Source organism: Paeniglutamicibacter sp. NPDC012692, assembly GCF_042901625.1.
Taxonomy (GTDB): Bacteria; Actinomycetota; Actinomycetes; order Actinomycetales; family Micrococcaceae; genus Paeniglutamicibacter.
This window is the reverse complement of sequence record NZ_JBIBDE010000001.1, coordinates 1,684,696-1,705,261: the sequence shown is the minus strand read 5'-3', so window position 1 is coordinate 1,705,261 and position 20,566 is coordinate 1,684,696. Positions and strand designations below refer to the sequence as shown.

General features: G+C 66.5%; 21 protein-coding genes and 1 pseudogene. 12 read left to right on the top strand and 10 right to left on the bottom strand.

The window, feature by feature from the left end; genetic code table 11:
- The first annotated feature begins 73 nt into the window (after nucleotides 1-73).
- Entirely contained in the window at nucleotides 74-1,315 is a 1,242-nt protein-coding gene (locus ACFY5D_RS07980; protein ID WP_387527386.1) for an MFS transporter, read from the top strand.
- Here the strand turns inward: ACFY5D_RS07980 and ACFY5D_RS07975 are convergent.
- The 4 genes from ACFY5D_RS07975 to ACFY5D_RS07960 all read right to left on the bottom strand — a co-directional run bounded on the left by ACFY5D_RS07975 (nucleotide 1,312) and on the right by ACFY5D_RS07960 (nucleotide 5,446).
- On the bottom strand, nucleotides 1,312-1,782 hold the full coding sequence (locus ACFY5D_RS07975; RefSeq protein WP_387527383.1) for a hypothetical protein: 471 nt from the start codon (nucleotides 1,780-1,782) through the stop codon (nucleotides 1,312-1,314). The genes ACFY5D_RS07980 and ACFY5D_RS07975 overlap by 4 nt on opposite strands.
- Nucleotides 1,783-1,944: 162 nt before the next feature.
- The gene (locus tag ACFY5D_RS07970; protein ID WP_387527380.1) at nucleotides 1,945-2,391 is read right to left on the bottom strand and encodes a hypothetical protein; all 447 of its coding nucleotides are present in this window, start codon (nucleotides 2,389-2,391) and stop codon (nucleotides 1,945-1,947) included.
- Nucleotides 2,392-2,542: 151 nt separating this feature from the next.
- Nucleotides 2,543-3,916, bottom strand: coding sequence for an aspartate aminotransferase family protein (locus ACFY5D_RS07965; RefSeq protein ID WP_387527377.1), 1,374 nt, complete (start codon nucleotides 3,914-3,916; stop codon nucleotides 2,543-2,545).
- A 36-nt stretch (nucleotides 3,917-3,952) separates the two neighbouring features.
- Complete coding sequence (locus ACFY5D_RS07960; protein WP_387527374.1) at nucleotides 3,953-5,446, bottom strand: CoA-acylating methylmalonate-semialdehyde dehydrogenase; 1,494 nt, start codon at nucleotides 5,444-5,446, stop codon at nucleotides 3,953-3,955.
- Between the two features lie 132 nt (nucleotides 5,447-5,578).
- On the opposite strand from ACFY5D_RS07960, the gene ACFY5D_RS07955 reads away from it, so the two are divergent.
- Entirely contained in the window at nucleotides 5,579-7,231 is a 1,653-nt protein-coding gene (locus ACFY5D_RS07955) for a PucR family transcriptional regulator (RefSeq protein WP_387527371.1), read from the top strand.
- Nucleotides 7,232-7,264: 33 nt separating this feature from the next.
- Nucleotides 7,265-8,062 (top strand): gamma-glutamyl-gamma-aminobutyrate hydrolase family protein, encoded by a 798-nt coding sequence (locus tag ACFY5D_RS07950; RefSeq protein ID WP_387527368.1) that lies wholly within the window; start codon nucleotides 7,265-7,267, stop codon nucleotides 8,060-8,062.
- Here ACFY5D_RS07950 and ACFY5D_RS07945 read toward each other — a convergent pair.
- A complete protein-coding gene (locus ACFY5D_RS07945; RefSeq protein ID WP_387527365.1) occupies nucleotides 8,059-8,721 on the bottom strand; it encodes a GntR family transcriptional regulator in 663 nt (220 codons plus the stop codon). The genes ACFY5D_RS07950 and ACFY5D_RS07945 overlap by 4 nt on opposite strands.
- 123 nt (nucleotides 8,722-8,844) lie before the next feature.
- On the opposite strand from ACFY5D_RS07945, the gene ACFY5D_RS07940 reads away from it, so the two are divergent.
- From ACFY5D_RS07940 to ACFY5D_RS07905, 8 genes are all read left to right on the top strand, one after another.
- On the top strand, nucleotides 8,845-9,942 hold the full coding sequence (locus ACFY5D_RS07940) for a Rieske 2Fe-2S domain-containing protein (RefSeq protein ID WP_387527363.1): 1,098 nt from the start codon (nucleotides 8,845-8,847) through the stop codon (nucleotides 9,940-9,942).
- Between the two features lie 6 nt (nucleotides 9,943-9,948).
- A complete protein-coding gene (locus tag ACFY5D_RS07935; protein ID WP_387527360.1) occupies nucleotides 9,949-10,398 on the top strand; it encodes a hypothetical protein in 450 nt (149 codons plus the stop codon).
- Nucleotides 10,395-11,435 (top strand): succinylglutamate desuccinylase/aspartoacylase family protein, encoded by a 1,041-nt coding sequence (locus tag ACFY5D_RS07930; RefSeq protein WP_387527357.1) that lies wholly within the window; start codon nucleotides 10,395-10,397, stop codon nucleotides 11,433-11,435. Before ACFY5D_RS07935 ends, ACFY5D_RS07930 begins: the two co-directional genes overlap by 4 nt.
- A gap of 57 nt (nucleotides 11,436-11,492) precedes the next feature.
- A complete protein-coding gene (locus ACFY5D_RS07925) occupies nucleotides 11,493-12,431 on the top strand; it encodes an ABC transporter substrate-binding protein (protein ID WP_387527354.1) in 939 nt (312 codons plus the stop codon).
- Between the two features lie 16 nt (nucleotides 12,432-12,447).
- A complete protein-coding gene (locus tag ACFY5D_RS07920) occupies nucleotides 12,448-13,383 on the top strand; it encodes an amino acid ABC transporter permease (RefSeq protein WP_387527351.1) in 936 nt (311 codons plus the stop codon).
- A complete protein-coding gene (locus tag ACFY5D_RS07915; protein WP_387527348.1) occupies nucleotides 13,380-14,174 on the top strand; it encodes an amino acid ABC transporter ATP-binding protein in 795 nt (264 codons plus the stop codon). The genes ACFY5D_RS07920 and ACFY5D_RS07915 overlap by 4 nt, the downstream gene beginning before the upstream one ends.
- 38 nt (nucleotides 14,175-14,212) lie before the next feature.
- Nucleotides 14,213-15,181 (top strand): PDR/VanB family oxidoreductase, encoded by a 969-nt coding sequence (locus tag ACFY5D_RS07910; protein WP_387527345.1) that lies wholly within the window; start codon nucleotides 14,213-14,215, stop codon nucleotides 15,179-15,181.
- 291 nt (nucleotides 15,182-15,472) lie between these two features.
- Entirely contained in the window at nucleotides 15,473-16,240 is a 768-nt protein-coding gene (locus ACFY5D_RS07905; RefSeq protein WP_387527342.1) for a 2-keto-4-pentenoate hydratase, read from the top strand.
- 194 nt (nucleotides 16,241-16,434) lie between these two features.
- Here ACFY5D_RS07905 and ACFY5D_RS07900 read toward each other — a convergent pair whose 3' ends face one another.
- Entirely contained in the window at nucleotides 16,435-16,575 is a 141-nt protein-coding gene (locus ACFY5D_RS07900) for a hypothetical protein (protein ID WP_387527631.1), read from the bottom strand.
- Nucleotides 16,541-16,771: pseudogene (locus tag ACFY5D_RS07895) on the bottom strand (ISAzo13 family transposase); the annotation flags it as partial. The pseudogene ACFY5D_RS07895 and the gene ACFY5D_RS07900, both read right to left, overlap by 35 nt.
- 125 nt (nucleotides 16,772-16,896) lie before the next feature.
- On the opposite strand from ACFY5D_RS07895, the gene ACFY5D_RS07890 reads away from it, so the two are divergent.
- Complete coding sequence (locus ACFY5D_RS07890; protein WP_387527339.1) at nucleotides 16,897-17,118, top strand: hypothetical protein; 222 nt, start codon at nucleotides 16,897-16,899, stop codon at nucleotides 17,116-17,118.
- A 25-nt stretch (nucleotides 17,119-17,143) separates the two neighbouring features.
- Here the strand turns inward: ACFY5D_RS07890 and ACFY5D_RS07885 are convergent, their stop codons facing one another.
- The 3 genes from ACFY5D_RS07885 to ACFY5D_RS07875 form a co-directional block, all read right to left on the bottom strand.
- Entirely contained in the window at nucleotides 17,144-19,093 is a 1,950-nt protein-coding gene (locus tag ACFY5D_RS07885) for an acyl-CoA dehydrogenase family protein (protein ID WP_387527337.1), read from the bottom strand.
- A 175-nt stretch (nucleotides 19,094-19,268) separates the two neighbouring features.
- Nucleotides 19,269-19,745 carry a hypothetical protein gene (locus tag ACFY5D_RS07880; protein ID WP_387527334.1) on the bottom strand — a complete coding sequence of 159 codons (477 nt, stop codon included), beginning with the start codon at nucleotides 19,743-19,745 and terminating at the stop codon, nucleotides 19,269-19,271.
- A 132-nt stretch (nucleotides 19,746-19,877) separates the two neighbouring features.
- Nucleotides 19,878-20,555 (bottom strand): helix-turn-helix transcriptional regulator, encoded by a 678-nt coding sequence (locus tag ACFY5D_RS07875; protein ID WP_387527331.1) that lies wholly within the window; start codon nucleotides 20,553-20,555, stop codon nucleotides 19,878-19,880.
- Nucleotides 20,556-20,566: the final 11 nt, after the last annotated feature.

Here is a 20,566-nt window from a genome sequence, read left to right as displayed (position 1 = left end):
CAGAATCTCTGTGACAGTGCGTTGGGCGATCCTCGGCGTGTGGTGCGCGAGCCAAGACTCCAGGAGATGCGCAATGACGGTATTCAGTGAACTTGCCATGCGTCCGCTTGCGGACGTTCCCGGCGTCCGCGGATGGAATGCGAGCATTCCGGCACGGTTGGTTTTGACGATCTTTGCCACGGCATTGCTGTTGGTGGGAGCCAACCTTGCAACACCGCTCTATCCGTTGTTGCAGGCACGCCTGGGGCTGGGACCCTTCGCCGTGACGCTGACGTTTTCCTCCTACGTCCTCGCCCTGATCCTGGGCCTGGTGCTGTACGGCCACTGGTCCGACCACCTTGGCCGACGTGCCGCTTTGGTGCTTGCCGTGGTCGTGGGGTTGGGCGGTGAAGTCGTCTTTGCCATGGCAGACGGTTTGGGCGCACTGATGGTTGGCCGTTCGCTTCAAGGTGCGGCCGTGGCCATGGCCATCGGCGCAAGCGGTGCCGCGCTTCGGGAATTGTTGCCCAGGCATCCGCGTTGGGCCAGCCGATTCACGCTCCTGGCCTCCACGGGCGGTGTGGCGCTGGGCCCCATAGTGGGCGGATTCCTTGCAGCCTACGGAGAGCCCACACGGACTCCGTTCATGGTGCATGCGCTGCTCATGGCGGCCATGCTCGTTCCCCTGTGCCTGGTCCGCGCTCGCCCGGCCATCGCGCCGACCCCCGGTGAGTATGCCGTGTTGAAACCGCAAAGACCGCGCCTCAGCCAGACGGTCCGCTCCCAATTCTGGGTGGCTTCACTCGTGGGATTCCTCAGCTTCGCCCTCTTCGGCTTTTGCTTGTCGCTCGGCCCCGGGTACTTTGCCCACGCAATGGGCGTCCATTCCGCCGTGGGCACGGGGACGCTCGCTTCCTTGGTGCTGTTGGGATCCGCAGGAATCCAGCTGGTGGCACCCGCTCGTGGTTCATCGTTGCCAGGCGCTCTCGTCATGATGGCTGTGTTTGCGGTGCTCATCGTGGTTGCTGCCGAATCCGGGCAGCTGTGGATGCTCTGCCTCGCCATGCTGGGTGCCGGCATTGCGCAAGGCATCGCGTTCCAATCCGCCTTCCACCGCCTTTCGACGAGCCTGCCCGCACAGGAAAGCGCTAGGGTGTTCAGCTCCGTCTACGTGGTGACATACCTCGGCAGCGCAGCTCCGGTCGTCGGCCTTGGAGCCTTGACCGGGAGCCTGGGCATCTCGGTGGCGGCATCGTTGTTTGTTTCCGTCGTGGCAGGCGGTTGCCTGTTTCTGGCGGCGGCGGCCCTGAAGATTTCCCGCACGGCCGGGGCCTAGCGCAGATCCAGGGAGGGCTCGGGATCGGCGGGAGAGCCGGTCTCAAACGCTGGGTCCAAGAGCTCCGGTTCGTGGTCCGGGCCAAGGAGCACTTCGATACCGCTTGCGGGGCGGCCTTTGCCGTCGACCAGGTCGACCTCGGCCCACGTGCCGTTCCAGCTGGTCATCGTCACTTCGCTGACCTCGTAGCGTGCTTCCACATTGGCGCTGAGGTTCCGGCGCGATTCGTCCCAGCCGATGGCCGCGGTGGCAGAAGCTGCAAGCATCAGGGCCACGCCAAAGATTGCCACGCCGGACTGGATCCGCAGATCCCTGCGGCGTGCATAGGTCTGCAAGCCATCGGCGTCGGCGCGGAACTTCTTCCAGCGAACCATGGCGCTAATGCCCAACGGGATTGCGAAGACCGCGAAGATGCCGGCAGCAGCCACGTAGAGCAGCGGAGTCAGGAAATCGACGGGCAGGTACATCTGCCCATATTATCTGCACACACGCTGCTTCCATATGCACCTTTAGGCGTATGGACTCGCCTGTTCCCGTGACTTGGGTTCATATCCGGAACGCCCCCAACGAGTGTTTCCTCCCGCCACGGTCCGGACGCGGTGGCAGCGGGGGTCGAAGCCTGGTCGGCGCTAAGGGGTCGGTGCGGCTGTTGGGCGCAGGCGGGCCGCCCACCAGGTGGAAGGGTCGGTGCTGGTGGCGGTCACCGATATCTCGCCTGCGGGGAGCTCCATCGTCGAGGTGACGAATCCCGAACCGTCGCAACCGCCCTGTCCCTCGCCCAAGGTTTCTTCCGCGTGGCTGACGGTGAACGTTGCATCCTCGGCTCCCTGGCATGCGCTGTCGAAGGCGTACCATCCGGCCTTCACGTCGGTGATGGTGATGGTGATGGTGGTGCCAGCGGTCCCGCCTCCGGAGGACACGTTTTCGTCGCCCGGGTACTCGTCGTCGAAGACGGCATCAAACCACGCCTGGCCGTGCTCCGGCTCGGGGGTCGGAACCGGGGTCGAACACCCCGCCAGGCCAAGGACAAGTGCTGCCATGAATCCGGTGGTGAGGTGCATTTTTATCCGAGGCATGGGCAATACCCCAGGCGCGGGAGAGGGATGCCATCCACGGTGACACGCGGCCCGCTCTACATAGCGCGTCCCCGTTGGCAGCGTAAACGACGGCTGGCCTGGTGCCCGGGAAAACCCCGGGCACCAGGCCAGCCGTTTGGTGCGGTGTTGCTTAGGCTTCGACGAAGGCGTCGGCGACCGACAATGCCTCGTCAAGCATGGCCAGACCCGTGCGCAGGTCCTCGTCGCTGATGTTCAGCGGCGGAACCACGTGGATGCGGTTGAAGTTCACGAACGGCAACATGCCGGCCTTCTTCAACGCGCCGGTCACTGCGGCCATGGCCGGCGAGGAGCCGCCGTACGGTGCCAGCGGCTCGCGGGTCTCGCGGTTGGCGACAAGCTCGACGGCCCAGAAGCAGCCGGTTCCACGGACATCGCCCACGGACGGGTGCTTGGCCTTGATCTCGTTCAGCGCCGGGCCGATGATGTCCTCGCCGATGCGGGCGGCGTTCTCCACCATGCCCTCTTCCTTCATGGCGTTGATGGTCGCAACCGCCGCGGCGGAGGCCAGCGGGTGGCCGGAGTAGGTCAGGCCGCCCGGGAAGACGCGGTCGCGGAAGGTCTCGAAGATGGCATCGGAGATGGCCACGCCGCCGAGCGGAACGTATCCGGAGTTGACGCCCTTCGCGAACGTGAGCAGGTCAGGGGTGACGTTCCAGTGGTTCACGGCGAACCACTTTCCGGCGCGGCCGAAGCCGGCCATGACCTCGTCGGCGATGAAGACGATGCCGTACTTGGTGGTCAGCTCCCGCACGCCCTCCATGTAGCCCGCCGGCGGCACGTAGATGCCGCAGCTGCCCGGGATCGATTCGAGGATCAGCGCCGCAATGTTGCCGGGGCCCTCCAGGATGATGGTGTCTTCCAGGTGGCGAAGTGCGCGCTGCGTCTCCTCGGCCTCCGTGGTGGAGTTGAAGTAGGAGCGGTACGGGTAGGCCGGGAAGAAGTGCACGACACCGTCGGTGGCGTTGTCCGAGGCCACGCGGCGCGGGTCGCCGGTGACGTTCACCGCCAGGTGCGTGCCGCCGTGGTAGCTGCGGTACGCCGAGAGCACCTTGTGCTTGCCGGTGTGCACGCGGGCCATGCGGATCGCGTGCTCGTTGGCGTCGGCGCCGCCGTTGGTGAAGAAGATGCGGTTCAGGTCGCCGGGGGTCAGCTCGGCGATCAGGCGTGCGGCTTCCGAGCGTGCGTCGTTGACGTACTGCGGGGCGATGGTGCAGATCTGCGCCGCCTGCTCCTGGATCGCCGCGACGACCTTCGGGTGCTGGTGGCCGATGTTGGTGTTGACCAGCTGCGAGGAGAAGTCGAGCAGCTTGTTGCCCGCCCCGTCCCAGACCCAGGAGCCCTCGGTCTTGAGGATGGTCATCGGGTCGAACGGACCCTGCGCCTGCCAGGAGTGGAAGACGTGCGCGCGGTCCAGCTCGTGGGCGCGCGCGCCCGCGGCGATCTGGTCGGCGGTGATGGATTCGGTGCTCACGTCGATGCTCATGTGAGTAGGTCCCTTTCTAAGGTTCGTCGCTGGCGCTTAGGCGTTCTGCGGGAAGCCGAGGTTCAGGCCGCCGTGGCTCGGGTCGAGCCAGCGGGAGGTGACGACCTTGCCGCGGGTGAAGAAGTTGATGCCCTCGGCGCCGTAGGCGTGGGTGTCGCCGAAGAGCGAGTTCTTCCAGCCGCCGAAGGAGTAGTAGGCCATCGGTACCGGGATCGGCACGTTGATGCCAACCATACCGACCTGGATCTCGTTCTCGAAGCGGCGGGCCGCGCCGCCGTCGTTCGTGAAGATCGCGGTGCCGTTGCCGTACGGGTTGGCGTTGATGGTCTCGATGCCCTGGTCGAAGGACTCGACGCGGACCACGGAGAGGACCGGGCCGAAGATCTCGTCGGTGTAGATCGACATGTCGGTGGTGACGTTGTCGAAGAGGGTCGGGTTCAGGAAGAAGCCCTCGCCGTCGGCGTCCGGGTTGACCTTGCGGCCGTCGAGCACCATGGTGGCGCCGGCGGCCTCGCCGGCGTCGATGTAGCCCGCGACCTTGTCGCGGTGCGCGGCGGTGACCAGCGGGCCCATGTCGCAGCCGCGGGTGCCGTCGCCGACGCGCAGGGTGCGGGTGCGCTCGGCAATCTTCTCGACCAGTTCGTCGGCGATCGAGTCGATGGCGACGATGGCGGAGATGGCCATGCAGCGTTCGCCCGCGGCGCCGAAGCCGGCATTGACGGCGGCGTCCGCGGCCAGGTCCAGATCCGCGTCCGGGAGGACCAGCATGTGGTTCTTGGCGCCGCCGAGGGCCTGGACGCGCTTGCCGTGGGCGGTGCCCGTGGCGTAGACGTACTGGGCGATCGGAGTCGAGCCCACGAAGGAGACCGAGGAGACGCGCGGGTCGGTCAGCAGGGTGTCGACGGATTCCTTGTCGCCGTGCACCACGTTGAAGACGCCGTCCGGAAGGCCTGCTTCCTTCCACAGCTCGGCCATCCACTGCGCTGCGGTCGGGTCCTTTTCGCTGGGCTTCAGGACGACGGAGTTGCCGGCGGCGATGGCGATCGGGAAGAACCACATCGGCACCATGGCCGGGAAGTTGAACGGGGAGATGATGGCCGAGACGCCGAGCGGCTGGCGGATCGAGTGGACGTCGATCTTGGTGGAGGCGTTCTCCGTGTAGCCGCCCTTGACCAGGTGCGGGATGCCGCAGGCGTACTCGACGACCTCGAGGCCGCGGGCGATTTCGCCCAGTGCGTCGTCAAGCACCTTGCCGTGCTCGGCGGTGATGATCGCGGCAAGCTCGCCCTTGCGCTTGTTCAGCAGTTCGCGGTAGTTGAACAGGACCTGTGCGCGGCGGGTCAGCGAGGTGTCGCGCCATCCGGGGAACGCGGCGTGGGCCGCGGCGATGACCTCGGCGGTGGTTTCGGCACTGGCCAGTGCAACGCGGGAGCTGACCTCGCCGGTGGCGGGGTTCATGACATCGGCGTAGCGGGAGTCGGCCGGGGCTTCGAGGGTGGTGCCGTTGGACCAGTGGGCGAGAGTCTGCACGTGGGTGTCCTTTCAAGACATGGTGGTGAAACGGTGTTTCACTGTGTTCCTGGTTCAATTGTGTCGGCTGGGTCACGCCGGCGACATTGGCAATGTGTCAGTTCTTTTGCCCGAAGCAATACACTGTGTCGTGTGAACCATGTCTCAAGTGTTGAAGCCCCGGGAGTCCCGGCCGTCCTGAGCATTGCCCGCATCCTGGAATTGGCCGTGGTGCGTGCGGGCGACCCGGAAGTGCTCAGCGGGTTCGAGCGGCTGGGCACCGCGGTGCGCTGGGTCCACGTGACCGAAACCCCGGACCTCGCCGAACTGCTGACCGGCGGGGAGCTGGTGCTCACCACCGGCATGGCCTTCGGCGAGGGCGGCGCCGGCGTGCGGGGCTTCCTCGGCCAGGTCCGGGACGCCGGCGCGGTGGGGATCCTGGTGGAACTGGTTCCGGGGGTGAGCCGCAACGTCGATGCCACGATCTCCGCCCTGCGCGAGGCCGCAAGCCGCATGGACTTTCCCGTGGTGCTGCTGCACCGGCGGGTCAGGTTCGTCGAAATCACCGAGGTGGCGCACCGCATGCTGGTGTCCGACCAGCTCGCTGCGCTCGAGCGCTCGCGCACCATCCACGAGGTGTTCACCGCGCTGAGCCTGGAGAACGCGGACGAGGAAGAGATCGTCTCCCGCACGGCACGGCTGATCGGGGCGCCGGTGGTGCTCGAGGACGTTGCGCACCTGGTGCTGGCCTTCGACGCCTCGGATACCGAACGAGCGGAGCTGCTGGCCCGCTGGGCCGAGCGCTCCCGCCGGGTCGGCTACCTGGAATCCACCGGTCGCGGGGCGGGGGAGGAGAGTTGGCTGCAGACCCCCGTGGGGGTGCGAGGACAGCGCTGGGGCAGGCTGGTGGTGCCCGGTGCCCTGGCCGACGACGACGATGCGGCCATGGTGCTGGAACGCGCCGGCCAAACCCTGTCCATCGCCCGGCTGGCCGGCAGGGACCAGAAGGAATTGCTGCACCAGGCGCGGGCCGGCCTGCTTCACGAGCTGCGCCAGGCCCACGCGCTGAGCGCCGACGAGGTGCTCGTGCGCTCCATGGCGCTGGGGCTGGCGGACGTGGCGCACTACGTCCCGGTGGTCCTGCGCCTGGATACGCACGGCGGGCAGACCCCCACCGGATTGCAGCTGCGCGAACGGGAACTGCTGGAGGCGCTGCTGGCGGTGCTGGAATCCGCCAGGGCCACGGCGCTCAGCGCCAGCCTGCAATCGGGGCAGATCGGCATGGTGCTGGGCGTGAGCGCCAGGCAGCTCGAGGAGCCGCTGCTTGAGCGCATCTTCCGGCAGCTCTCCCGGGGGCAGGTGCGCATCGACTGGTCGGTGGGGGTCGGGCACGGCCGGGGGAGCGTCAAGGACGCGGCGCGCGGATTGGACGAGGCCGCGCAGGTCGCCGAGATCGTCGCCACCTTCGACACCAAGGCCCGCCCCTTCTACCGGTTCACCGATGTGCGGCTGCACGGCTTGCTGGCGCTGACAAAGGGCGATGTGCGCGTCAGGTCATTCGCGGAGGCGGAACTGGCGGGGATCATCGATCCACCGGACACCGCGGCCCTCGAGCTGCTCGAGCTCTACCTCAAGCACGGGGGAAACAAATCGGCGCTGGCCCGCACCGGGTTCCTCAGCCGGCCCGCGCTGTATGCCCGGCTGGAAAAGCTCGAGGACAAGCTGGGGGTCAGCCTCGAGGACGCCGAGTCGCGCACTTCCCTGCACGTGGCCATGCTCTGGTACCGGCTCAACGGCAACCAATAGCCGGGGCCCGGGTCCCGGCGGTAGGGTTTTCCCATGACCGACGAACTCCCGTTGATTGCGCTGACGGCCCCCATCCACTCAAGCTCCTACGACGAGGCCTACGGCGCCGACATCGGCAGGCTCGCGGCCCTGGCGGTGGCGGGCATCGAGGCCGCCGGCGGGCGTGCCCTGCTGCTGGACGCCTCGGGGTCCAACCTCCCGGCGGATGCCGAGGTGCTGGTGGACATCGACGCGGTCGACGGGGTGCTGGTGCTCGGGGGAGGGGACGTCGACCCGGCCCTCTACGGAAGCACCGGTCACCCAAGCATCAACGGGGTGGACCGGCGGGCCGATGACCTCGAGCTGGCACTCATCCGGGCGGCCCGCGCGGCCAATCGCCCGATCTTCACGATCTGCCGCGGCACCCAACTGCTCAACGTGGCCTTCGGCGGAACCCTGATCGAGGACCTCGGGGCGGACTCCTTCCACAAGGACCACACGCCGGCCGAGGACATGGTCGAACACGCGGTGATGCTGGTGGCCGAAACGCGGCTGCAAGGCATCCTGGGGGCCGGCCACGCCACGGTCAAGTCCTCGCACCACCAGGCCGTGGACGAGCTCGGCGAGGGGCTGATCGTCTCGGCGCTCGCCGAGGACGGGATCGTCGAGGCCATCGAGGTGCCCGGGGCGGAGCACGGCGAGTGGATCCTGGGCGTGCAGTGGCATCCCGAGGAAACCGGCACCCCGGCGGGGCAGTTCGAGGCGCTGCTGGGGGACTTCTTGCAAGCGGCCGTCGTGAAACGCGGGCGGCGCACCGCCGGGGCCCGGGACCTGCTCCAAGCCCGCCCTTAGCGGTTGTCGGCCAGCGCTTCCGGGTCAATGTCGCCGACGTCGTGGCACGACCCCAGCAGGCGAATGATCTTTTCCGTGTCCCCGGGCGTGAGTGCGGCAAGGATTTCCCGGTGCTCGCGTGCGACGGTTGCCTGGTGCTCCGCCCCAATGGGGTAGGTGCGGGTGATTCGGCGCTGGATCGGGTGGTCCCAGATGTTTTGCAGGGTGTCGCGCAAGTAGTTGTTGGGGCAGGGCTCGATGAGCTTGAGGTGGAATTCCCTGCCGAGGCGGAATTGCTCGCCCGCGTCGGTGGCCTCCACGGTCTCGAATTCGTCGATCAGCGCACGCAGGCGCACCAGCTGCGCGGGGGTGTGGTGGCCGATCGCCTGCCGAAGGGCCAGCTGCTCCAGGGCGTAGCGCACCTCGAAGACATGGTGCACGTCCTGCACGGTGAGATCGTTGACAACATAGCCGCTGCCGGGAACCAGGGTGGCCAATCCCTCCATGGCGATCTGTGCCAGCGCATCCCGCACCGGGGTCCGGGAAACGCCGTATTGCAGGGCAACCTGTTCCTGAACGAGCGCGGTTCCCGGTTTCAGCGTGCCATCGACGATTTCCGAGGTGATCCTCTCGTGGACGCGAACTGCCAATGGCCGTGTGTCGTGGACTCCCGTAGCCATGTCTCTCCCTCAAAGAATTTGCAGCACTTGCCAGCAGTCTAACCCGTGCTGACTAGGCCTTGATATTCAAGTTGTGGTGGTGGTCACGAAATTCCCTTGACCCCGATGTATTCACTGTATACGGTGAATACAATTCAGCGCGACCCGGCATTGGAAGAGGAGAAATTCATGTATGTCCTGAACACTTGGTACGTTGCGGCATGGAGCAGCGAGGTCAGTCGGAAGCCCGTCCGGCGTGTGATCTGCGAACAGCCGATCGTGCTGTTCCGCACGCAAAACGAGGCGCCGGTGGCGCTGGCCGACCGCTGCGCACACCGCGCCTTCCCGCTTTCGGCGGGGCGCACCATCGGCGACTCCATCGAGTGCGGCTATCACGGGTTCACCTACGGTGCCGATGGCATGTGCACCAAGGTGCCGGCACAGAGCACCATCCCCGAGCGGGCCAAGGTCCGCAAGTACCCGCTGGTGGAAAAGGACGGATGGATCTGGGTCTGGACAGGCGACCCGGAGCTCGCCGATCCGGCGGACGTGCCGGACACACACTGGATGAACGACCCCGAATGGGCCACGGTCACGCACTCGGTGCCCTTTGCCTGCCGCGCCGACCTCATCCACGACAACCTGCTTGACCTTACCCACGAGTCGTTCCTGCACAAGACCACCGTGGGCGACGACTACATCTACGAGCACGGCATCACGGTGGAGGTCGAGGGGTCGGTGGTCAGCGTCGACCGGCTGATGCCCTCGGTCGAGGCGCCGCCGCTGTATGCGGAAACCATGGACGCCCGCGGCCTCTTCGACCGCTTCCACTGCACCGAGTTCTTCGTCCCGAACCTGCACGTGCTGCACTCCGGGATCACCGGCGAGGGCAAGCCGCGCGCCGAGGGCTACCTCATCAAGGTGCTTAACGGGATCACCCCCATCGACGCGCACAACTCCTGGTACTACTACGCCTTCAGTCGCAACTTCGCGGTCGACGACGCGCAGGCCACAGAGGACCTGCGGGTGGGACTGGAGACGGTGCTGCGCGAGGACGCCGAGGCCCTCGAGGCGCAGGAAATCGGCATGCAGACCCGCCCGGCCGGCGAGTTCGACGTGCTCATCGCCCAGGACGGCGGCGTGGCCAAGGCCCGGCGCATCATGTCCGCCCTGGTCAAACGCGAACAGGCCGCAGCCGCAGCCGCGGCCACGGCGCAGCCGGTCGCCGGCGTGAAGGCGTAGGCCGCCATGTGGTTGCTGGTACGGGCCGACTCGCTGGACGAGTACTGGGATCCCGCTGAGGGGATCCGCACGCTGGCCGCCTGCCCCGACACCGACGAGCGCGGGGACCCCTGGCGCTGGACGGCGCGGCTGGCCGAACACGCCAACGGTTCCGAGGTGCTCATCGAGGCCGACCCGGACTTCATCGGGGTCGAGACCACGGTGTACACCGACGGGTACACGGGGACCATCGAACGCACCTCCGGCCACCAGCTGGTGATGGCTGCGCTGGAAGGCCAGGTCCTCGTGGCCGCGGTCGACGGGCCCTGGGAACGCTGGCTGAACCCGGGCGACGTGTTCGTCGTCGAGGGGGAGGACGACGAGACGCTGCGCATTTCACTGGCGGCCCCGGGCTCCCGGGCCTCGGCCACCAAGCTGGCGCCGCGCCGCGCCGCAGCCCTGCGGTGGGTCCCGTGAGCGCCGCGGCCACCCGCGAGGGCACCAGCCCGGCGGAGTTCACCGGAATCGACTTCTCCGCCACGGGAAAGCAGCTGGGCTACGGGCACGTCGTGCATTCGGACAATGTCCACGACGGGTCAGTCATCCCGGTGCCCGTGGCCGTGATCTCCTCGGGGCCCGGGCCTGTCGCCCTGGTCGTGGCAGGCACCCACGGGGACGAGTACGAGGGGCAGATCCTGGCCCACGAGCTGATCCGCGAGCTGGACCCGGCGCAGTTGACCGGCACCGTGATCGTGGTGCCGGCCGCGAATTCCCCGGCCGTGCGCGGGGCCGCACGGGTCTCGCCCATCGACGCGGGCAACCTCAACCGCAGCTACCCGGGCAACCCGGCCGGCGGCCCCACGGAACAGGTGGCGGCGCTCATCGCCGGCCAGCTGCTGCCGCGTGCCGACTTCGTCATCGACATGCACTCGGGCGGGTCGAACTCGACCTACCTGCCCAGCAGCTTCATCTACCGCGGCCCGGAAGAAGCGCTGTGGCGCCGGAAGTTGCGGGCGGTGCGCCACCTGGGGCTTCCCTACGCCATGGTGGTCGCCCCGCTGCTGGAACCCGGTTCGCTCTCCAGCGCGGGCGACCTGGCGGGGATCCCCACCATCTCCACCGAACTCTCCGGGGCCGGGACCGTGGACCGCTCCGCGCTGGAAACCATGCGCAGGGGACTGCCGGCGCTGCTGGCCTCGCTGGGGATCGCCGGGCCGGGCGCCGAAACCGGTGCCGAACCCTGCGCCGAACCGCAGTGGTTGGAACTGGTGCCCGAATCCCCGGTGACCTCCACCGCGGCGGGCCTCTTCGAGCCGCTTGTCGACCTGGGGGACACCGTGGTCGCCGGGCAGCCGGTGGCCCGCGTGCACTTCATCGACGAACTGGACAGGCCGCCGCGCAGCTTCGCGGCCCGCACCGACGGGGTGGTCGCGATCCTGCGCCGCCCCACCCTGGTTGCCCCCGGCGCCCACCTGCTGCACATCGCACCGCCGCTCGACATCTCCACCATCTAGTTATCCCCTCCCAACCCGTGCCCTCCCGCACGGAAACCAACGAAGGAACGACTCGCCATGTTGAAGAAAAACAACGCCCGCCTGCTCGCCGGCGGCATGCTCCTCGCCCTCGCTGCCACCGGCTGCACCAACGCCTCGGAGACCGGGAGCCCGCAGGGCACGGCGGCCCCGGCGGCCGGCACCGGTGCCGCCGCACCCGCCGGCCTCCAAGTCAACGAGGCCGCCCGCGCGCTGCTGCCGACGGCCATCCGCGACAAGGGCGTGCTGAGCATCGCCTCGGATCCCACCTACCCGCCGTTCGAGTTCTTCGACACCGACAACAAGACCCTGATCGGGTGGGACGCCGACATGGGCGACGCCATCGGGGCGGTGCTGGGCCTGAAGGTCGAGCACGTGCCGGCGACCTTCGACACCATCCTGCCCGGGCTGCAGTCGGGAAAGTACGACCTGGGCATGTCCACCTTCAGCGTCACCGAGGAACGCCGCAAGGCCGTGGACTTCGTCCCCTACCTGCAGGGCGGCACCGGACTGGCGGTGGCCCCGGGCAACCCGGATCGGCTGACCGTGGACGCCGCGAGCCTGTGCGGCAAGGCGGTCGCCGCACAGAAGGGCTCGATCCAGTCGCTGGACATCCTGCCGGCATTCTCCAAGAAATGCATCGCGGCCGGGAACCCCGCCATCGACATGCAGTTCTTCCCCACACAGAACGACGCGAACCTCGCCCTGACCTCCGGCCGGGTCCAGGGCGTCATGGCCGACTCGGTGTCCCTGGCCTACCAGGGCAAGCTGGCGGGCGGGAAGTTCGAGGTTGCCGAGGGCCCGGACTACGAACCGGAACTGACCGGCACGGCGCTGGGCAAGAAGAGCGAACTGCTGCCGGCCATCCAGGCCGCCACGGCCGCGGTGCTGGAGTCCCCGGCCTACCAGGAGATGAACGCCAAGTGGGGGCTTCCGGCCAGCACCGCGATCACCCCTGCCGACGTCGTGTTGAAGTAGCGACGGTGCCCACGCCATGACACTCACAAAAGAACCGCAACAAACCGCGGAGGCGAGCGACGCCTACAGCATCGTCAAGGCCCGGCACCCCGGGCGCTGGATTTCCGCGGGAGTCATCGTCTTCCTCGGGCTGCTCATGCTGCGCTCGGTGGTCACCAACCCGAATTTCGGCTGGCACACCGTGGGCATGTACATCCGCGACGTGTCAATCGTCCGCGGCATCGCCATCACCCTGGAGCTCACCGCCATCTGCATGGCGATCGGCATCGTGCTGGGCGTGGTGCTGGCCGTCATGCGGATCGCCGCGAACCCGGTGGTGCGCACCGCCGCCTTCGCCTACGTGAACTTCTTCCGTGGCACCCCGGTGCTGGTCCAGCTGCTGTTTTGGTACAACCTGGCCGCGCTGTACCCCTCCATCAGCTTCGGCATCCCCGGGGTGGACCTGGATGCCAACGAAATCATCACGCCGCTGACCGCAGCCGTCCTGGGCCTGGGGTTGAACCAAGCGGCCTACATGTCGGAGATCGTGCGCGCGGGCATCCTCTCGGTGGACCACGGCCAGGCCGAAGCCGCCGGGGCGCTGGGCATCAACCGCCTGCAGACCATGCGGAGGATCATCCTGCCGCAGGCCATGCGCGTGATCATCCCGCCCACCGGCAACGAGACCATCGGCATGCTCAAGACCACCGCGCTGGTCTCGGTGATCTCGGTGCCCGAGCTGTTGTACTCCGCGCAGATCATCTACGCGCGGAATTTCGAGACAATCCCGCTGCTGATGGTCGCCAGCATCTGGTACATCGTGGTGACCTCGATCCTGAGCATCGGGCAGTACTACTTGGAACGCCGCTACGCCAAGGGCGGGCAGCGCTCGCTGCCCCAAACCCCGTGGCAGCAGCTCAAGCGCATGATGCGGGTCCACGACCCGCTGACCCGGAAAGAGGCAGTGAAATGACGGCCATGCCAGAGACCACACGTGCAGACGAGGAGCCCATGATCAAGGCCGATCGAATCCACAAGAACTACGGACGGCTGGAGGTCCTGAAAGGCATTGACCTGCAGGTGGACCGCGGCGAGGTGGTGTGCCTGATCGGCCCGTCCGGGTCGGGCAAGTCAACGCTGCTGCGCTGCATGAACCACCTGGAGTCCATCGAGGGCGGGCGGATGTGGGTGGACGGGAAGGTCATGGGCTACGACATCAAGGGCACCAAGCTGCACGAGCAGCCGCACGCGAAAATCTGCCGCTCGCGTACCGAGATCGGCATGGTCTTCCAGCACTTCAACCTCTTCCCGCACATGACGGTGCTGGAGAACCTGATCGAGGCCCCGCGCCTGGTGCTGAAAGAAAAGCGTTCCGAGTCCACGGCGCGCGCCTTGAAACTGCTGGAGTCGGTGGGATTGTCCGACAAAGCCGGTGCCTACCCGCGCCAGCTCTCGGGCGGGCAGCAGCAGCGCGTGGCGATCGCGCGTGCCCTCTGCATGCGCCCGAAGGTCATGCTCTTTGACGAGCCGACCTCTGCCCTGGACCCGGAACTGGTCGGCGAGGTGCTCAAGGTCATGAAGGACCTGGCCGCAACGGGAATGACCATGGTGGTGGTGACCCACGAAATGAACTTTGCCCGGGACGTCGCGGACCGCGTGGTGTTCATGGCCGACGGGCACATCGTCGAGCAGGGACCCGCCGGCGAAGTCATCGGCAACCCGCAACACGAACGCACCCGGGCATTCCTTGCCTCCGTGCTCTGAGCACACCCACCCACGCATCCAGGAAAGGGAAAACAACGATGTCTACGCTGGAATTCTTTGAAACCGAAGTCCACTCCATGACCCGCGAATCGGACTCGGTCCTCTCGCTGGCCCTCCGCCACCCGCTGGGGGAGGACCTCCCTGTTTGGCGTGCCGGGGCGCACCTGGACGTGCTACTGCCCAACGGCCTGGTGAGACAGTATTCCCTCTGCTCAGACCCGGCGGCGAAAACCTGGCGGATAGCGGTGCTGCGCGAACCTGCCGGCCGCGGCGGCTCGGCCTACGTGCATGACGAGCTACGCCCGGGAACCAAGATCCAAGTCAGGGGCCCGAAGAACAACTTCGCCCTGGATCCTGCCGGCAAGTATGTGTTCCTGGCCGGCGGCATCGGCATCACCCCGATCCTGCCGATGGTCAGGGCCGCCGCGGCCGCCGGGGCCGACTGGAGGCTTGTTTACTTGGGGCGCAGCCGCACTTCGATGGCGTTCCTGGGTGAACTGGCGACCTACGGGGACGCCGTACACGTCCATGCCGACGACGAGTCGGGAATCTACCCGTTGGCTGGACTGCTGGAAGACCCCGCCGGGGACTTCGAGGTGTATGCGTGCGGGCCCGGCCCGCTCTTGAACGTCATCCAGAAGCTGGCAGACGAATGGGAGAACCCCGCCAGGCTGCACTTGGAACGCTTTGCCGCCGATCCGCGACTCGCGGCCGAGGTACATGCGCCCCAAGTCGGGGACCACGCGTTCATCGTGGAAACCAACGGCGGCATCGAGGTCGAAGTCCCCGCCGGGGCCTCGATCCTCGAGGCCCTGGAACGGGCCGGCATGGCCCCGCTGAACTCCTGCCGGGAGGGCATCTGCGGGACCTGCGAGACCACGGTGCTCTCCGGGAAGGTCGACCACCGCGATTCGCTGCTTTCGGAGGACGAACGCGCGGCGGGGGACACCATGATGATCTGCGTGTCGCGCTGCCGCGGGACGCGCCTGGTGCTGGACTTGGGCTGACACGGCCTCGGGCGGATGCCCGGGGGCCGTGTCAGCTGCGGCGAAGATGGCGAATAAGATTGACCACTCATCCTACACAGCACCACGCTCAGCGGTGAAACATGACATTTTCCGCTTAATGAAAATATTTTTCCGCAATGTGGTTCGTGACAATGTATTGTGGATCACACTCCAATGGTGGCGTCTCGCCGGAGCCGTGAACCCAACGGTCACCTTAATGCCCATGCGAAAAATTCGATAGATCCCCCAACCGGACCTGCCGTTCAGTTTTTCGTTCAAAAGAAGGAAGATATGAAAGCGTCCAACATTCAGACCATCGCACGCAATCTGCGCCTTGCAACGAGCAACGGTTCGCCACTGCCTACTGCCGGAATCGAAATTCTGGATTTGAATCTTGCAGCCGATATTGCCGACATTGGCAGAGGAATCGCCGTAGCTGAAGGTGAACGCGTGGTCGGATACAAGATTGGGCTCACTGCCGCTGCTGCGCGCGAATCATTCAACGCCGACAGCCCGGTCCAGGGTTATCTACTAGAGAGCACCCTTGCGCCGGCCGGAGGCTCCATAGCTACGGGGCATATGAGCAAACCGCTGGTGGAAGCGGAAATCGCATTTATCATCGGAGAAGCACTCAATAGTGCCACCATCGGAGTTGAAGATGTCATCGCGGCAACCAGGGCGGTGGCACCGGCCATTGAAATCGTCGACAGTCGATGGATCGGCGGAGCGGCCAGCCTGCCAATGTTGGTCGCCGACAATACCAATGCCGCAGCGGCCGTGCTCGGTGCGCCAGTCGCCCTGCCAGCCAACCTCGCCGAGGCCATAAGCCTGTTAACAGTGGGCTCAGGGAAACACCCGGGATCGACCGAAACAGTATTGGGCAATCCGCTTGAAGCCGTGGTCTGGCTTGCCCGCCATCTGGCGGAGAATGGTTCGGGGCTGGAGCCTGGCGACATTGTGCTCAGCGGTTCAATGAACGTCCCCGTACCGTTGGGTGACGCCACCACCGCGACGGCGGAAATCACTGGCCTGGGCACCGTGCACGCATCATTCCACTAACCTGCCTTTTTCATGAGGTTGGTCGTCATCCATGGGGTTTCCGTAGTAATGGCGTGAAATTGCAAGCCAAGCCAAGCCAAGCCAAGCCAAGCGATGCAAGGTTTCGCCGCTGGAGGGTTGTCAGAATAGCCCTAAGCGGTCCACCGTGTTACGGGTTTGACTTCGGGCGGGGACTCTTAAGGAGCTAACGATTTTTAACCCGCGTCTTTGGGTGTTTCCGGGATGTCGGCGCCGGCGTTGGCTGCGTGTTTGGCCATCTCGGCCTCGGTGGCCAGCGCGGCCAGCTGCTCCTCCCGCGCACGGGTCCCCGCGTTCGTCCGGCCCGACCAACGCAAGCAACGCCGGCAGCAGCCCGGCATCCACCTCCCACAGCCTCTTCCGGCCCCCGCCGGGCACCCGCGTCCTGCCCAGCGGCGTCTCACCGGCCTCCAGATCGTGCATTCCCCGCGAGACCGTGTGTTCCGAGGCCCCCGCGGCCCGGGCCGCCACCTTGATCCCGCCATGCCCCCGCACCCGGGCCCCGGCCACCATCAGCAAACGACGCTGCCGCTCATCCAGATGGGGGCAACGTCCGTTTAAGTCGCCGACAACCCCGACAATAAACAGCTACCGCAGTACATGGGCGGCCCCGGCCTGTTGCAGCCACCAGCGTGCCCATGGACTACCAGGGGAAAGCGGCAGGGGGCATCGAGCTCGCGCCGGGAGCAGACTTCCAGCCGGAATTGATCGGTCTGGCCTTGCCGAAGGGTTCCGGGATCGGGCCGGCATTGGAAGAAGCCATGCGGGGGCTCGTTGAATCCGGAACGTATGGACGGACCAACGCCAAGTGGGGGATACCCGAGCAGACGAACATCGGCGCCAGCGAATTGTCACGCTGAGCGACGGGTCCTATGGCGGCCACGATCAGCCGCCATAGGGCCGCCGCCGGTCGGGCAGCGGTTCGTCCGACCAGCCGGCGATCCATTCGCCGGTGCCTTCAGAGGTGTCGATGATCCCGGATTCGAGCCACTCGAAGTCCCCGGCGAGCACCCTTTTGGTCAGCTTCCTGTCGGTCTTGTCGCTGTTGGCCCACAGTTCCTTGAACAGGGCCTCGCAGCGGTGCTCCGACTGCTCGCAGAAGGCGATCGCGAGCAGCTCGGCCGAGTCAGCGTGGCCGGGATCCGTGGCACGCATGAGCTCGACGCGCGAGATGCACGCCGCCATGGCAAAGAGTTCGGCACCAATGTCGACGACCCTGCCCAGGAAGGCCTGGTGCGATTCCATGCCCGCCTGCCACGTGGCCATGCCGGCAAAGGTGTGCCTGGCCAGCCGCCGCGAGGAACGCTCGATGAGCCGCAGGTAGGGGGCCAGCCGTCCGTGTGCCGAGTAGGAATTGGGCAGCAGGCCGGTGCCCACGGCCAGCGTGGGCAGCCACTTGGCGTAGAAGCCGGAGGCTCCCAGTGCGGCCTTCGCCTTGGCCTGCAGGTCGGCGTCCTTGCTGGCCAGGTCGCCCGCGGCCTTCAGGTGGGCATCGACGGCCTCGCGGGCAATGAGCAGGTGCATGATTTCGGTGGAACCTTCGAAGATGCGGTTGATGCGCAGGTCGCGCTGCAGCTGCTCCACCGGAACGACGCGTTCGCCGCGGGCGCGCTGGGAATCGGCTGTCTCATAACCGCGACCGCCGCGGATCTGCACCAGCTCGTCGGCGATCTTGCAGGACACCTCCGAGGAGAACAGCTTGGCCAGTGCAGCCTCGATGCGCACGTCCTTCATGCCAGCATCCGCGAGGCCTGCCGAAAGCTCGAAGACCGACTCCAGGGCGAAGGTGCTGGCGGCGATGTAGGCGATCTTCTGGCCCACCGCCTCGTGCTCGCCCACCGGCTTGCCCCATTGGACGCGGGCGTTCGACCACTCGCGGGCGATCTTCAGCGACCACTTGCCGGCCCCCGCGCACATGGCAGGGATCGAGAGGCGCCCGGTGTTCAGCGTGCTGAGCGCGATCTTCAGCCCGGCGCCCTCCTTGCCCAGGCGGTTTTCGGCCGGGACCACCACATCGCGGAAGCGGGTCACCCCGTTCTCGATGCCCCTCAGGCCCATGAAGGCGTTGCGGTTCTCGACCGTGATGCCGGGGGAGTCCGCCTCCACCACGAAGGCGCTGATACCGCCGCGGGCCATGGATCCGTCCGGCAACCGGTGACCGGGCACCGCGGCCATGACAACCAGCAGTTCCGCCACGACCCCGTTGGTGGTCCAGAGCTTCGCGCCGTTGATGCTGTAGCTCTTCCCGTCTTCGGACAGCGTCGCGGTGGTTCCCAGTCGGGCCGGGTCCGATCCCACGTCGTTTTCGGTCAGCAGGAATGCGGAGATCGCGCCGGCCGCGCAGCGGGGGAGGAAGGCCTGTTTCTGTTCCTCGGAGCCGAACATCTTCACCGGTTCGGGCACGCCGATGGATTGGTGTGCGGACAGCAACGCGCCCATGCTCGGGCTCACGGTGCCCACCAGCATCAGGGCCCGGCCGTAGTCCAACAGGCTCAGCCCCAGGCCGCCGTACTTCAGCGGGATCTTCATGCCGAATGCGCCGATCTCCCGCAGCGTCCGGATGTAGGCGTCGGGAATGCGGGCCTCGCGCTCGATCAACGCCGCGTCGAATCCTTCCAGCGCCGCACGCAGCTCCTTCAGGAAGGCCGCACCGCGGGCCGCGACCTCAGCATCAGGTTGCGGTTGCGGGTGGATCAGCGCCCAGTTGAAGTCGCCCATGTAGAGGCCCTTGGCAAAGCTCGGGCGTTCCCATGCCTGTTCGCGGGCATCTTCGGCAACCTGGCGGGCTGCCTTCTCGTCGACGCGTTCAGTGGAGAGACGATCATCAATACTCATGGCGAATCCTCTGTCGTATACGAAGAGCCTGCCACTGTGGGTTGTGCAGACCCAGACGGATACTGGTCAGCCTAGCCGCGGAGTCTTGTTCCCGATAGGGGCGGTGACTTGAGCGGTGACGAAGACGGCGGGGTGCCGGACGTGCATTGGCAGGGCGCCGGTGAATCGCCCGGTTTCAGTCGAGAGGCGGTGCAAGCTCATCCGAAACCAGCGCGTAGCCGCTGTCCTTCGGATGGAAGGTCAGCTGGTGCGGTTCGGTGAACTCCGACTCCTCGGTCGCCTTGTTGCCGCTTTCCCTGGTGACCATGGTGGCCGCCACTTCAACCTTCGCGACGATCTGGCCGTTTTGCATGGTCGCGTCCCGAACCGTGACCACGACCTGCGAATCGGCAATTTTCATTCCGGCATTTCGGTAGGTGCTTCGCATGTAACCGAAGGACTCTTCCGCGATTCTCATCTCGTTGGTCTTCGCAGTGGAGTCTTTGCCCTCAAGCGTCGCGGACAAGAGCTGGGCATAGTCGGACACTCCGGCGTCCAAAGCGGCCTGCTCGGTGGGGGAAAGTTGCGCCTTCGCCTCCGGCACGCAAGCGGTTGTCATGGCCAGCAAGCACAAGGCTGCCGATGCGGTTGCGACTCGCCCTAAAGGGTTCATGGGTCATTCCTACCACGGCCCTGATGGACAGGCGAGGAGGAACTGCTCGTGCGCACCTGTCGTGTCGCGGACTCCGGGACCAGGGCCTTAGGAGCAGTCGTCCGGGCTCCGCGTAAGCGACACCGAACGGGCCTATCCGGCAGGGATCTCCGGATCCAAGCGAACGCAGCAATGCCCGTCGCGGTTCGGCGTTTCAAAGCAGGCCCGGTAGGGGGCCTTGGTTCCGTCGACGACGGCACTGAGCAACTCCAGGTTCATGGAGCACACGGTTTCCCGGTAATTCGTGGAGAGCTGGTGGAAGGGGCAGTCCAACAGTCCGAGGGATCCATTTGCGCGTTCCTCGGGGCGGTATCCGTGGTCGGTCAGGGCCTGGGTGAGCGACGGGGCGTTGGCGCCGATTTCTTCGCCCGCCTCACGAGCGACCTCGGCCAGGACCTGTGCAACGGGACGTCCCTCGGCGCTCGCGCGCTCGATGGCCTTGGCCATCAATTCCGCAGCCAGACCATACTCGCGATGGGGGACACTGGCGGAGATCTCGACATGACGTGGCGCGTAAAGCTTTGAGGGGCGTCCCGAACCCGGGCCGCCCTTGCCGCTGAGACGCCGAAACTCTACGGAAAGGAGGCCTTCATCGGCCAGCCGGTCGAGCTGAAAAGCAACGGTGTTTCGAGGCAAGCCCAGCGCCGTCGCAACCTCGTCGCGCCCGACGGCGGCGTCCCGGGTGCGCACAAATTCGTAGACGGCACCGCGGACCGGATCGGCAAGTGCCGAGAGGGCGTTGATTTCTTGACCCTTTGGAAGCAACCTCATGCACCCAGTGT